This window comes from Sphingobium sp., from assembly GCA_023266575.1.
GTDB lineage: Bacteria > Pseudomonadota > Alphaproteobacteria > Sphingomonadales > Sphingomonadaceae > Sphingobium.
Genome location: JAHFPV010000003.1, coordinates 224,876 through 236,307 on the forward strand (window position 1 = coordinate 224,876; position 11,432 = coordinate 236,307).

Here is an 11,432-nt window from a genome sequence, read left to right on the forward strand (position 1 = left end):
CCCTCCGTACACAAAGGGGGGAGGGCATGATGCGCATGATCGGACTATTGGCATGGGCTGGTGCGGCGATGGCTGCTCCGGCCCATTCTGCTGTAACGGCGACCAGCGAGATTGGCTTTGCGACGCAAAGCAGCGTCGAGATCGCGGCGGACGCTGACGCAGTCTATGCGTTGTTGGCGGCACCCGGCCGCTGGTGGAATGACAGTCACACCTATAGCGGCGATTCGGCCAATATGACGCTGGACCCGCGTGCGGGCGGCTGTTTTTGCGAAACCATGCCTGATCCGTCCGGCAAATCCGGCAGTGTCGAACATGGCCGCGTCATCTACGCCGTCCCCGGCAAACAGTTGCGCCTCTCAGCCGCGCTGGGGCCGCTCCAGGGCGAAGGGGTCGTTGGCACGCTCGATTTTACGATCCAGCCAAAGGGCAAGGGGGTTCAGGTCATCATGACCTATGTGGTGGGGGGCTATTTGCGCAGTGGTCCAGCCGCGATGGCGCCGATCGTCGATCAGGTGCTGAACGAACAATTGCAGGGCCTGAAACGGGCTGCCGAGGCGCACTGACGGCCTGACTGATGCGATCTGGCAAACTATCGGCAACAAAAGAGGGTTAAGGCACGATAGTTAACCACGATGTTAACTGATTTATTGCTGTCGTGTTGCTATACCGCAGCATGACCGGATCGCCTCCCTCCCGCACTCGCCTGACCGAGTTGGACGCCTTGCGCGGCATCGGGGCACTGTGCGTGCTGATCTTCCATTATTCCACCCGCTTCCACGAGCTGTTTCCGCAGGCCAGCCATGTCCCTTTCAGCTTCCCCGGCGGAAACTATCGGGTGCTGCTGTTCTTCACCATTTCGGGCTTTGCGATCTTCTTCACGCTCGACCGGATCGGATCGGTCGCGGACTTCATCGTCAACCGCTTCGCGCGTCTCTATCCCGCCTATATCGTCGCGATGCTCCTGACGCTGGGTATCGAATATCTGGCTCATGCGACCCAGTTGCTGGTTGGCCCGGTGGCGATCCTTGCCAACTTCACCATGTTACAGGGCTTTGCCTTCATGCCCGAAGTCGATGGTGCCTATTGGACATTGACGGTGGAGATCGGCTTCTATGTCTGCATGATCGCGCTGTGGCGCTTTGCGGGCCTCAAGCGGCTTGAACCGGTGCTGGCAGCATGGCTGGCGGTGCGCTGGCTCTATTTCGCGTGGCCCGACATGCCTGAACGCATCATCATGCTGCTGGTGCTGCGCTATCTGCCCTTTTTCGTCATCGGGATGCTGTCCTACCGTGTCTGGGCCGGACGGCGCAGCTGGTGGCAACAAGCACCTTATATGTTATTGTCCCTGGCATCGGTGGCGACGATCGAGACGTGGGACGTGACCATCGTCGCCTGCGTCCTGATCGCGGCCTTCGCGGCGCTGATTGCGGGGCGGCTGCATTTCCTCAGCCTGCGCCCGCTCGTCTGGCTGGGCGGGATCAGCTATTCCTTCTACCTCATCCACCAGCATGTCGGCTTCATTGTCATGCTGGAGGTTGCCAAGGCAGGCTATAGCCCCTGGATCGGCTTCTTCGCCGCCTTCGCCGTGGCGCTGCTGCTGGGGACAGCGATCAACCGCGCGGTCGAACGGCCAGCGGGGGAGGCGATATTGCGCTGGTGGAAACGCCGCCGCGAACGGGCAGCGGTCGCCATCGTCCCGGCATGAAAAAGGGCGCAGCCAGATAGTCCGGCCGCGCCCCTCCTTATCTTATTTGGCGACGGGCGCAGCCGCCGCTGCATTTTCAGGCAGACCGCCCATCTGTGTCACCATCTTGGTATAGGCGTCCAGATAGGCCAGCACGATCACCTGACCGATGTCGGTATTCTGGTAACCGCCGCCACCGACGGCCGCCAGACCACCCATCCAGCCAAGGCCGCCACCGCCGCCAAAGCTCAGGTCCGACTTGCGGAAATAGCCTTCCGCCATCACTTCCTCTTCGGTCGTGCGGGCATTGACCACCGACAGCATGACATTGGCCTCGCTCTTCTTGATCGAGATGCCGCCTAGCAGCGCGCCGCCGATCCGGCCGCCGAGCATCCCGCCCAGCATCCCGCCAAAGGCGTTGCCGCCGCTATTCTTGTTGGTGGTCACGATGTCAGGCTGGATGAAATAGTCCGCCGCTTTGACCTGACCCTTGCCCAGATTGCTGCCCGACTGCAATTCGCCCGAATCCGCCATCGCGCGTTCCAGATTGCGGCTCGCCATTGAACGGCCGCGATTGACGATGCCGAAACAGCCCGATTGCTGGACGAACAGCTTGATGATCGCTTCGGGGCTGCCCAGATTCAGTTCACGCCACCACTGATTGTCCGGCTCGACGATCGCGACGGTGCCCAGGCGCTTGGTGCAGCGGGGGATTTCCATCTGCTTTTTCGTCTGGGCCTGGCGACCGGACGATCCCTTGTCGGCGGCCATGGCTTGCGGCGCGGCCAGCGCCAGACAGAGCGCCGCTGCTGTCACCCTCTTAAATACACGCATTTTCAAGAACCCCGTTTGTTGCTTGATCTGAATTTGTGCGCGCCCGATATTTTAGCTGAGCATATCATAGCAGTGTTACGCTTCCAAGCGGAGCGGGGCCAAGTGACGGCCATTGTCATCTTATCGGACGGGGCTTTCGCGATCCTGCTGACAGGGCCGATGACACCTGCTATCGGCGCGCAATGACTGAGCTTAGCCACATCCGTAACTTTTCGATCATCGCCCATATCGACCATGGCAAGTCCACGCTGGCGGATCGGCTGATCCAGCGGACCGGTGGCCTGACCGACCGCGAGATGAGCGCCCAAGTCCTTGATAATATGGACATTGAGAAGGAACGGGGGATCACGATCAAGGCGCAGACGGTGCGCCTGGACTATGTCGCGAAAGACGGCCAGACCTATGAGCTGAACCTGATGGACACGCCGGGGCATGTCGACTTCGCCTATGAAGTCAGCCGCTCCCTTGCCGCGTGCGAGGGCGCGCTGCTGGTCGTGGACGCGGCGCAGGGCGTCGAAGCGCAGACGCTGGCCAATGTTTACCAGTCGATCGAACATGATCATGAGATCGTGCCGGTGCTCAACAAGATCGATCTGCCCGCCGCGGAACCGGAAAAGGTGCGCAAGGAAATCGAGGACGTGATCGGCCTCGACGCATCCGAAGCGGTGCTGGCCAGCGCCAAGTCGGGCATCGGCATCGACGAGATTCTGGAAGCCATCGTCAAGAAAATCCCGCCGCCCAAGGGCGACCGCAACGCCCCGCTGGAGGCGATGCTGGTCGACAGCTGGTACGACCCTTATCTGGGCGTCGTCATCCTGGTCCGCGTCGTCAATGGCGTGATCAAGAAGGGCCAGGCGATCAAGTTCATGATCGGCGGCACCGAACATCTGATCGACCGGGTGGGCTGTATGCGCCCCAAGATCGAGGCGCTGCCGGAACTGGCCGCCGGCGAGATCGGCTTTATCACCGCGCAGATCAAGGACATCACCGAAACCCGTGTCGGCGACACCATCACCACGGTGAAGAATGGCGCGCTGAAACCGCTGCCGGGCTTCAAGGAAGTGCAGCCGGTGGTGTTTTGCGGCCTGTTCCCGGTCGACGCCAATGATTTCGACAAGTTGCGCGACTCCATCAGCAAGCTGCGCCTGAACGACGCCAGCTTCTCCTTCGAGATGGAGAGCAGCGCCGCGCTGGGCTTTGGCTTCCGCTGCGGGTTCCTCGGCCTCCTCCATCTGGAGATCATTCAGGAGCGGCTGACGCGCGAATATGACCTCGACCTCATCACCACTGCGCCGTCGGTGGTGTACAAGATCCAGCTCACCTATGGCGCGGGCGAGATCGAACTGCACAATCCCGCCGACATGCCCGACCCGACCAAGATCGACGAGATTGAGGAGCCATGGATCGAGGCGATCATCTATTGCCCCGACGAATATCTCGGTTCCATCCTGAAACTGTGCCAGGACCGGCGCGGCATCCAGAAGAACCTGACCTATGTCGGCGGCCGCGCGCAGGTGACCTATGAACTGCCGCTCAACGAAGTCGTGTTCGACTTTTACGATCGCTTGAAGAGCATCAGCCGCGGCTATGCCAGCTTCGACTATCACCAGATCGGTTATCGCGAGGGTGACCTGGTCAAGATGAGCATCATGGTCAATTCAGAGCCGGTCGATGCGCTGAGCATGATCGTCCATCGCGGCACCGCGGAATCGCGCGGGCGCGGCATGTGCGAGCGGCTCAAAGACCTGATCCCCCGCCATCTGTTCAAGATTCCGATCCAGGCGGCGATCGGCGGCAAGGTGATCGCGCGCGAGACGATCGCCGCGATGCGCAAGGACGTGACCGCCAAATGCTATGGCGGCGACATCAGCCGCAAGAAGAAGCTGCTCGACAAGCAGAAGGAAGGCAAGAAGCGGATGCGCGAATATGGCAGCGTCCAGATTCCTCAGGAAGCGTTTATTGCGGCGTTGCGGATGGGCGACGAGAACTGACCGACCCCCACGCCGCCCTAACCGGCCAACTGGACCGGATCGAGCGGGCGGCGGCGTTTCTGGCCAATGGCATGTCGTGGGGCCAATGCCCCGATGCGGCCACGCAACGGCGTGGCGCGATGCCCGCCAGGCTGATCGGCAATGGGCTGCGCGAACTGGACCTGTTCCTGACCGACATGATTGTCGAGGCGCAGCGGATCGACCGGCTGGGCACGGCGGCAGGGCGCGATCCCGGCATTCATCCGGGGCGGCGCATTTTCAGCGCGGCGGAAGCCTGGCGGCGGGCAGGCAAGCAATTGGGGCTGGCGGGCGTGGAGCGCGGGCGGCTGCGCATGATGCGCGCGGCGCAGAACCGGCATTGCTATGGCGGCTTGCGCGACGGTGACGGCGGCGCGGCGATGCAGGCCGCCTGCGCCGACTATGCGCGGCTGGCGGGGGATGTGCTGGCGGCGGTGCGGAGCAGGGGCCTGAGTCGCCCATATCAGCCCTGACCTGAAACCGTCAGCAGCGACGAAATCGCCACAACGACCTGCGCGGGAACGAAGGGCTTGGCGATCATGATGCTGTTGGGAACGCCCTTTGAAAACCATTCATGATCACTGGCGGCGCTGACATAGACAATAGGCAGCATGTTGAGCAGTTCACGCGCTTTTCGGGCAACGTGCCAGCCTTCCGGCCCATCGCCCAGATTGATGTCGGTAATGATGCCGTCCAGTCGGTCGGCTTGCGCGGCCAGCACGTCCAGTGCCTGCGTGCCATTATCCGCCACCAGTAGCTGAAAGCCTGCTTCTTCAAGCGCGGACACGAGCATGTCCTGAATGAGGATCTCATCCTCCACATAGAGTAATAGCGGCGCGGTCGGCGCGGTCGTCATGGTCAATCGTCCCCGGTGCTGCGCTGTGCGCGATGCACGATCGACACCAAAGTGCCGGGACGGGCATTGCTGATGGTCACCCTCGCCCCCAATTGCTTGGACAGGGCTTCGACAATCCCCGTGCCCAAGCCCGGCTCCGCGTCCTTGGCGGGCATACCGACGCCATTGTCGCCCACGGTTAGCTGCCATCCCTCTCCATTCGATGCATAGCCGACGGTGATCAGTCCCTTATGCACCTTGCGCGGAAAGGCATGTTTGAGCGCGTTGATCACCAGTTCGGTCACGATCAGGCCCAGGCTGACCGACACGTCCGCCGTGGTGGTCGATTCGTCGATGGTCGGGGTGATCGCCAGGCGGCGGGGATCGGCGATCATCGACGCGCCGATGCTGTTGCACAGATCGGTAAAATAGGGGCGCAGCGCCACGTCGCCGACCGATGTTGTCGCCAGTTGCCGTTGCAGGGTGGCGATAGACATGACGCGATGATGGGCATTGTTGAGGTGAGTGCGCGCCTCGTCCGACTGCACCCGGCGCGCGCTTTGCATCAGCACGCTGGCGATGATCTGAAGGCTGTTGGCGACGCGATGTTGCAATTCCTGAAGCAGCACCATTTTTTCGCGGACAAGATCATCCTTTTGCCGCTCCGCGAGGCGGATGGCGGTGACGTCCGTGACCGACAGCAGCAGGCGCGTCTCACTGCCCGAATAGTTGAGCAGCGTTGCATTGAGGATGAGATTGAGGTCGCCGGAGCGACGATGCAGCAGCAGTTCATAGGCGTCGATCGCCGCGTTGCCGGACAGGGTCGCGATCAGGAGCGATCGCAACTGCAATATGTCCCACTCGCCCCCGCCAAGCGTCGCAATCTCCATGCCCACGACTGCGTCGGTCCGCAGCCCGAACGCCATGCAGAATGTATCGCTCGCCGCCAGGACGACCAGCTGGTCATCGAGAAGCAGGAGCGGCGTGCTGGAGGATCGGACGATAGCCAATCCCAGGCTGTGCGTTGAGTCTGGCGGAGAAGCCGTAAAAAATTCCATGGCCGAAGCCTTCGGAAACCAGAGGCTCGCGGGGCGAAAGCCGTACCCTGGATATAATGCCAAGCTGTAGGCATAAAGCCCGCATCCGTGGCTTTGAGCCGGAAGTTTAGCACGGCGCAGCCTTTTAGGTGCATCAATTCGGTGCGTTAATTTTGGCGGTCTGACAAAGGCGGAAATGCAGCCATCAGCGCGCCCCGCCCAAGCACCAGTTGATCGGCTTGGGCGACCAGGGCCGGGCATGGCCCTTGAGGATCATCAATTGGCCCAGCGACACGCCGTCGCGCACCAGCAGTCTGGCCGACGGGTCGGGATCGACCGGATCGGGCCGGGCGTCGAACGTGCCGCCGTTGATCATCGCGGCCAGTGCGGTGCGGCCCTGCTGCGCCAGTTCGGCTTCGGCCGGGCATTGGGCATCGGCCTGGCTGGGGACGCTAATGTCGGCCACATGATAGCGTTTGCCCTTATAGGCATAGCTGTCCGCGGAGAGGATGCAGGCCTCGCCAGTCAGGTCGTCGCAGGTTTCGAACCGTTCGGAAATGGTGATCGAGCCAGCGACCCTAGTATCATCGGGGGTGTGCCAAATATCCTTGAGCAGCAATATGGCACCGACCGCGATCAGCAGCGTGAGCAGGATGATGCCCGCCGGCAGGATGTGGTTGCGGCCCTCCTGCGTATCATGCAGCCAGGCACCCGAAGCATTGGGTGCGCGATCGCCCAGGTCGTAGAGATTATGTGCCATGATCGGTTTTCCACTATTCTGTTCATAGGTACTGATCTTTCGCAAATATTTCGTTAACCACATTGGCGCAGGTCCGGGGATCGGCGGCTTGACGATGGCGCGGGGGCATGGTCAAACCGGCGCGTTCCCGACGCAGGAGGCGGCATGAGCGAGGGCTGGTTATATGATGAGCATCCCGCGATGTTCCGGGCGCACCCCGTGCTGTTCACGCTGCTGCTGGTGTCCGTGGTCGGCATCCTGGCGATTGCGGTGTGGTGGGTGATGCACAAGGGCGAGCGGCTGGCGCTGAGCGAGCGTGAGGTGCTGATGGAGCGGGGGCTGCTGGCCAAGCAGCGGACGGAGGTCGCGCTGTCGAGCATTCGCAGCGTGCGGATCACGCAAAGCCTGGGCCAGCGCATCTTCGACGTCGGCCATGTCGAGCTGTTCAGTGCGGGCGATGTCGCCGAAATCGCGATCAAGAATATGCCGCGGCCCGGCCGAATTCGCGCTATTGCCGCCGCGCGCAACCTGGATCTTTTGCCGCAGAGATAGGGTGCTTCACGCTACCCCTTGACTTTGACGCATATATTTCAACGATAGCAGATTGAGGGACCGGCAGAGTTCCCAGCCGCAGAGGACGCCAGAAACAGCAACGCCGGGCCGCATCATGTGGCGCGGCGCGGACAAGGGGTCGTCTGCATGGGCTTGCGAGTGATGCCGTCATTGACGGAACTGACGGCCGAGCAGCGCGCGGACATAAGGCAGGCCTGCGGCTTTGCCTGTGTGCGGTGCGGGGTGACCATCTATCGCTATCTGGGCCTGCCCGACAGCAATGGCGCGACTTTGCTGTGCCCGACCTGCCACGGGCTGGTCGAGGAAGGGCGGCTCACCGCGACGCAGGTGCAGAGTTTCCATGCCAATCCCGTCGTGCGCCAGCGCCATTTCGCGCGCGACCGGCTGCCCTTTTCCGCCGAACTGCCGCAGCTGATCGTCGGCGGATCGCGGTTGCTGCGCGACACACCGATCCCGATCACGCTGGACGGCGAACCGATCCTGATCTTCGCCCCGCCCCGCCGGACCAATGGCGCGACGCGGATCAGCGTGCGGCTGGGCGCGCCCGATGGCGAGCCGGTGCAGGTGATCGACGGCAATGAATGGTTGCCCACCAATGGCAGCTGGCACTTTTTGCTGCGCGGCGACCGCTATTCGATGATGGCGTCGCGGGGCGATGGCCTGGCCGTGCTGCGCATCGTCGCGCGCAACCGGATCGCGGTGGAACATCTGCGCACGACCATCCGGGGACGACGGCTGGAGGTGACGCCCGACTGGCTGGAGATTGACGGCAAACGCTATGTCGACCGCATCGGCAGCGGGACGCTGATCGGGCTGGAGATGTAGGGGTTTTGACAGCGGGGGCGGATAGGGGCAAGGGCTGGTGATGCAGCTTTCCCATTTCGATCCCGCCCTGTTCCTGCGCGACTATTGGCAGAAGAAGCCGCTTTTGATCCGCAACCCGTGGGGGGAGTGGCGCAATCCGCTGGAGCCGGACGAGCTGGCGGGGCTGGCATGCGAGGAAGGCGTGGAATCGCGGCTCATCACGCTGGGCGATGATCGGCTGGCGATGGAGAGCGGCCCGCTGCCCGAAACTCGCTTTGGCCAGTTGGGTGGCCGGCCCTGGACATTGCTGGTGCAGGCGGTGGACCATCATGTGCCGCAGGTCGCGGCGCTGATCGACCCGTTCCGCTTCGTCCCCAACTGGCGGATCGACGATGTCATGGTCAGCTACGCCACCGATGGCGGCGGGGTGGGCGCGCATTTCGACCAATATGATGTGTTTCTGGTGCAGGGGCTGGGCCGTCGCCGCTGGCAGGTCGGTGGCCTGTGCGATTCCGCCACGCCGCTTTTGCCGCATGACGATCTGCGCCTGATCGCGGATTTTGTACCGGAACAGGAATGGATATTGGAGCCGGGCGATATCCTCTATGTGCCGCCGCGCGTCGCGCATCATGGCGTCGCGGTGGGCGATGATTGCATGACCTATTCGGTCGGCTTTCGCGCGCCCTCGCGCGCCGAGCTGGTCGAACATTGGTCCGAGACGCTGGTGGACGCGATGCCGGATGAGGATCGCTACGCCGACCCCGATCTGGCGCGGCAGGCCAATCCGGGCGAAATCGCCCCTGCTGCGATCGACCGGCTGCACGGGCTGGTGACAGAGGCGCTGGCCGACCGCGACGCCTTTGCCCGCTGGTTCGGCCAGTATAGCAGCAGCCCCAAATATCCCGACACTGACTGGCGGCCCGAAGAGCCGATGGAAGCGGGTGATGTCGCGGCGATGCTGGCGCAGGGCGCGGCGCTGTGCCGCAATCCCGCGAGCCGCTTTTCCTTCGTGCGGCAGGGGGCGGGTCTGCTGCTGTTCGTCGATGGCGAATGTTTTGATTGTGAGGGCGACACGGCGCCGCTGGCCGAGACGATCTGCGCGCAGGATCATGTGACGGTCGATCCGTCTGATGCCGGGCTTGCCCTGCTCACCGCGCTCGTCAACCAGGGAAGCCTGGCATTTGAGGAAGAGTTTTAGGCCATGACGCTGATATTGTTCAACAAGCCCTTCAACGTCCTGTGCCAGTTCACCCCCGAAGCCAATGGCCCGGAGCGGCAGACGCTCAAGGATTTTGTCGATGTGCCGGGCGTCTATCCCGCCGGGCGGCTGGACACGGACAGCGAAGGGCTGCTGCTGCTGACCGACGATGGCCGCTTGCAGGCGCGGATCGCCGACCCGCGCTTCAAAATGCCCAAAACCTATCTGGCGCAGGTGGAGGGCGAACCGGACGAGGCGGCACTCGACGCGCTGCGGCGCGGGGTGACGCTGAAGGACGGGCGGACCTTGCCCGCCGAGGTCAAACGGATCGACGACCCGGCGCTCTGGCCGCGCGACCCGCCGGTGCGCTTTCGCAAGACCGTTGCCGATTGCTGGATCAGCCTGACGATAAGGGAGGGCAAGAACCGGCAGGTGCGGCGCATGACGGCAGCGGTCGGGCATCCGACGCTCAGGCTGGTGCGCTGGGCGATTGGCGAATGGACGCTGGAGGGCGTGCAGCCGGGGGAATGGCGCGAGATTGGGTGAAGGGGGCTGGACGACCACATCTTGTCATTAAAACAGCTCTATCGATATCCGATATCTGACGTTCGGCTTGCTGGTGCGAAATCGTTTCCTTACTGATCGTTGCAGAAGCCTTCTGCTTGTAGTTAGGTTCACATAGCGGCTGTACCAAATGACCAAGCAAACACGTGCTAAATCCGCTCGAAAAAAGCTGAACGCGCCCGCTTTTAAAAATATAGCAGCTATGTATCGCGATACCAAAAACAATCGCGTTATTTTCACAACCAAAAATATGTTGAAAAACCAGTTCAAGCGGGACGCTCCGAAAATCACGGCATCGTTCGACCGACTTGCAAAAACGGATTTAGAAGCTTGTAGTGAACTCTTCGGAGAGGCGATGGGACTGGTCATCCGACACCTTCCTCAAGTGGATGACGACAGCTACAAACCCACTGTAGCGCGTTTGCTCGCAACTGCTGTCAACACTTACCTTGCGAGTATTGAAGTCGCCCGTCATGGTTATCGACGGCAATATGGAATGTTAGGGCGATCCTTCATTGAGATAATTGCGACGGTGGTTGCCATTGCTACCGAGACTGACAATCTTGAACGGTTCCACGCTGGAAAGCTATCGTCTTCCAAGTGTATTGGATGGGCAACTAAAATTATTCCAATATTGGGTAAATACTATGGGATTTTGTCTGAATACAATGTCCACGTGGGCCCCATTCACGCAATGTTCGAGCCAGTGAAGTGCTATAAAGAAGATGAAGAGGCGCGAAAGGTCATCGTTTCTTCAATGAAAGCAGATGTTTGGTTAATGTATCTAACTGCTGAGCTGGTTTTTCATGATGAGGTTATAGGTCCTCGCTATTGGAAAAGCGAAGGTCCGGGAATTCGCTATGATCCATCTGAGGTCGAACAAGAATGGATGTTAAAATTTTTAGCCTTTGATGAGCAAGGCAATCTGTGAATGTCGCAATCGCGATGGGCAAAATTCACTCGACGGACGGCTGACCATCCGAACCTGCTGTTTGAGAATGATGGATTGAACCGGAAATTACAAATTCTGTCTCACCCAACTTGAACAGTGCTTTTGGAAAAGGCATTTTTGTTCAATGACATGCACGCACCGGCGCGAGTGTTACCACTACATTTTTGGGTTTGGTTGAGCTTGCAGAGGCTCAGGTTCGCGGC

General features: G+C 61.2%; 13 protein-coding genes. 9 read left to right on the forward strand and 4 right to left on the reverse strand.

Features of this window, described 5'->3' with window-relative positions; all coding sequences use genetic code 11:
* Positions 1-29: 29 nt before the first annotated feature.
* A complete protein-coding gene (locus Q0D44_RS05985) occupies positions 30-563 on the forward strand; it encodes an SRPBCC domain-containing protein (RefSeq protein WP_294133990.1) in 534 nt (177 codons plus the stop codon).
* A gap of 110 nt (positions 564-673) precedes the next feature.
* A complete protein-coding gene (locus Q0D44_RS05990) occupies positions 674-1,705 on the forward strand; it encodes an acyltransferase (protein ID WP_294133913.1) in 1,032 nt (343 codons plus the stop codon).
* 42 nt (positions 1,706-1,747) lie between these two features.
* Here the strand turns inward: Q0D44_RS05990 and Q0D44_RS05995 are convergent, their stop codons facing one another.
* Positions 1,748-2,518 carry a CsgG/HfaB family protein gene (locus Q0D44_RS05995; RefSeq protein WP_294133916.1) on the reverse strand — a complete coding sequence of 257 codons (771 nt, stop codon included), beginning with the start codon at positions 2,516-2,518 and terminating at the stop codon, positions 1,748-1,750.
* Between the two features lie 182 nt (positions 2,519-2,700).
* Here Q0D44_RS05995 and lepA point away from each other — a divergent pair, with 182 nt between their 5' ends.
* On the forward strand, positions 2,701-4,509 hold the full coding sequence (lepA, locus tag Q0D44_RS06000; RefSeq protein WP_294133920.1) for a translation elongation factor 4: 1,809 nt from the start codon (positions 2,701-2,703) through the stop codon (positions 4,507-4,509).
* A 71-nt stretch (positions 4,510-4,580) separates the two neighbouring features.
* On the forward strand, positions 4,581-5,000 hold the full coding sequence (locus Q0D44_RS06005) for a hypothetical protein (protein ID WP_294133923.1): 420 nt from the start codon (positions 4,581-4,583) through the stop codon (positions 4,998-5,000).
* Here the strand turns inward: Q0D44_RS06005 and Q0D44_RS06010 are convergent.
* The 3 genes from Q0D44_RS06010 to Q0D44_RS06020 form a co-directional block, all read right to left on the reverse strand.
* Positions 4,991-5,383 (reverse strand): response regulator, encoded by a 393-nt coding sequence (locus Q0D44_RS06010; protein ID WP_294133926.1) that lies wholly within the window; start codon positions 5,381-5,383, stop codon positions 4,991-4,993. The two genes, Q0D44_RS06005 and Q0D44_RS06010, sit on opposite strands and share 10 nt — an antisense overlap.
* A 2-nt stretch (positions 5,384-5,385) precedes the next feature.
* A complete protein-coding gene (locus Q0D44_RS06015) occupies positions 5,386-6,420 on the reverse strand; it encodes a sensor histidine kinase (RefSeq protein WP_294133928.1) in 1,035 nt (344 codons plus the stop codon).
* 184 nt (positions 6,421-6,604) lie between these two features.
* The gene (locus tag Q0D44_RS06020) at positions 6,605-7,159 is read right to left on the reverse strand and encodes a nuclease (protein WP_294133930.1); all 555 of its coding nucleotides are present in this window, start codon (positions 7,157-7,159) and stop codon (positions 6,605-6,607) included.
* Between the two features lie 144 nt (positions 7,160-7,303).
* On the opposite strand from Q0D44_RS06020, the gene Q0D44_RS06025 reads away from it, so the two are divergent.
* The 5 genes from Q0D44_RS06025 (at position 7,304) to Q0D44_RS06045 (ending at position 11,208) form a co-directional block, all read left to right on the forward strand.
* Complete coding sequence (locus Q0D44_RS06025) at positions 7,304-7,690, forward strand: PH domain-containing protein (RefSeq protein ID WP_217673603.1); 387 nt, start codon at positions 7,304-7,306, stop codon at positions 7,688-7,690.
* A gap of 162 nt (positions 7,691-7,852) precedes the next feature.
* Positions 7,853-8,536 (forward strand): hypothetical protein, encoded by a 684-nt coding sequence (locus Q0D44_RS06030; protein ID WP_294133939.1) that lies wholly within the window; start codon positions 7,853-7,855, stop codon positions 8,534-8,536.
* A 40-nt stretch (positions 8,537-8,576) separates the two neighbouring features.
* Positions 8,577-9,713 carry a cupin domain-containing protein gene (locus Q0D44_RS06035; protein WP_294133993.1) on the forward strand — a complete coding sequence of 379 codons (1,137 nt, stop codon included), beginning with the start codon at positions 8,577-8,579 and terminating at the stop codon, positions 9,711-9,713.
* A 3-nt stretch (positions 9,714-9,716) separates the two neighbouring features.
* Positions 9,717-10,259, forward strand: a complete 543-nt coding sequence (locus Q0D44_RS06040) for a pseudouridine synthase (protein ID WP_294133942.1) — start codon at positions 9,717-9,719, stop codon at positions 10,257-10,259.
* Positions 10,260-10,407: 148 nt separating this feature from the next.
* The gene (locus Q0D44_RS06045) at positions 10,408-11,208 is read left to right on the forward strand and encodes a hypothetical protein (protein ID WP_294133945.1); all 801 of its coding nucleotides are present in this window, start codon (positions 10,408-10,410) and stop codon (positions 11,206-11,208) included.
* Positions 11,209-11,432 lie beyond the last annotated feature (224 nt).

What these genes read in the sequence shown, in the direction of transcription:
- Q0D44_RS05990 (WP_294133913.1), top strand. Translation starts at nt 674, where the DNA reads ATGACCGGATCGCCTCCCTCCCGCACTCGCCTGACCGAGTTGGACGCC.
- Q0D44_RS06025 (WP_217673603.1), top strand. Translation starts at nt 7,304, where the DNA reads ATGAGCGAGGGCTGGTTATATGATGAGCATCCCGCGATGTTCCGGGCG.
- Q0D44_RS05995 (WP_294133916.1), bottom strand. Translation starts at nt 2,518, where the DNA reads ATGCGTGTATTTAAGAGGGTGACAGCAGCGGCGCTCTGTCTGGCGCTG.
- Q0D44_RS06035 (WP_294133993.1), top strand. Translation starts at nt 8,577, where the DNA reads ATGCAGCTTTCCCATTTCGATCCCGCCCTGTTCCTGCGCGACTATTGG.
- Q0D44_RS06045 (WP_294133945.1), top strand. Translation starts at nt 10,408, where the DNA reads ATGACCAAGCAAACACGTGCTAAATCCGCTCGAAAAAAGCTGAACGCG.
- Q0D44_RS05985 (WP_294133990.1), top strand. Translation starts at nt 30, where the DNA reads ATGCGCATGATCGGACTATTGGCATGGGCTGGTGCGGCGATGGCTGCT.
- Q0D44_RS06010 (WP_294133926.1), bottom strand. Translation starts at nt 5,383, where the DNA reads ATGACGACCGCGCCGACCGCGCCGCTATTACTCTATGTGGAGGATGAG.
- lepA (WP_294133920.1), top strand. Translation starts at nt 2,701, where the DNA reads ATGACTGAGCTTAGCCACATCCGTAACTTTTCGATCATCGCCCATATC.
- Q0D44_RS06030 (WP_294133939.1), top strand. Translation starts at nt 7,853, where the DNA reads ATGCCGTCATTGACGGAACTGACGGCCGAGCAGCGCGCGGACATAAGG.
- Q0D44_RS06015 (WP_294133928.1), bottom strand. Translation starts at nt 6,420, where the DNA reads ATGGAATTTTTTACGGCTTCTCCGCCAGACTCAACGCACAGCCTGGGA.
- Q0D44_RS06020 (WP_294133930.1), bottom strand. Translation starts at nt 7,159, where the DNA reads ATGGCACATAATCTCTACGACCTGGGCGATCGCGCACCCAATGCTTCG.
- Q0D44_RS06040 (WP_294133942.1), top strand. Translation starts at nt 9,717, where the DNA reads ATGACGCTGATATTGTTCAACAAGCCCTTCAACGTCCTGTGCCAGTTC.
- Q0D44_RS06005 (WP_294133923.1), top strand. Translation starts at nt 4,581, where the DNA reads ATGTCGTGGGGCCAATGCCCCGATGCGGCCACGCAACGGCGTGGCGCG.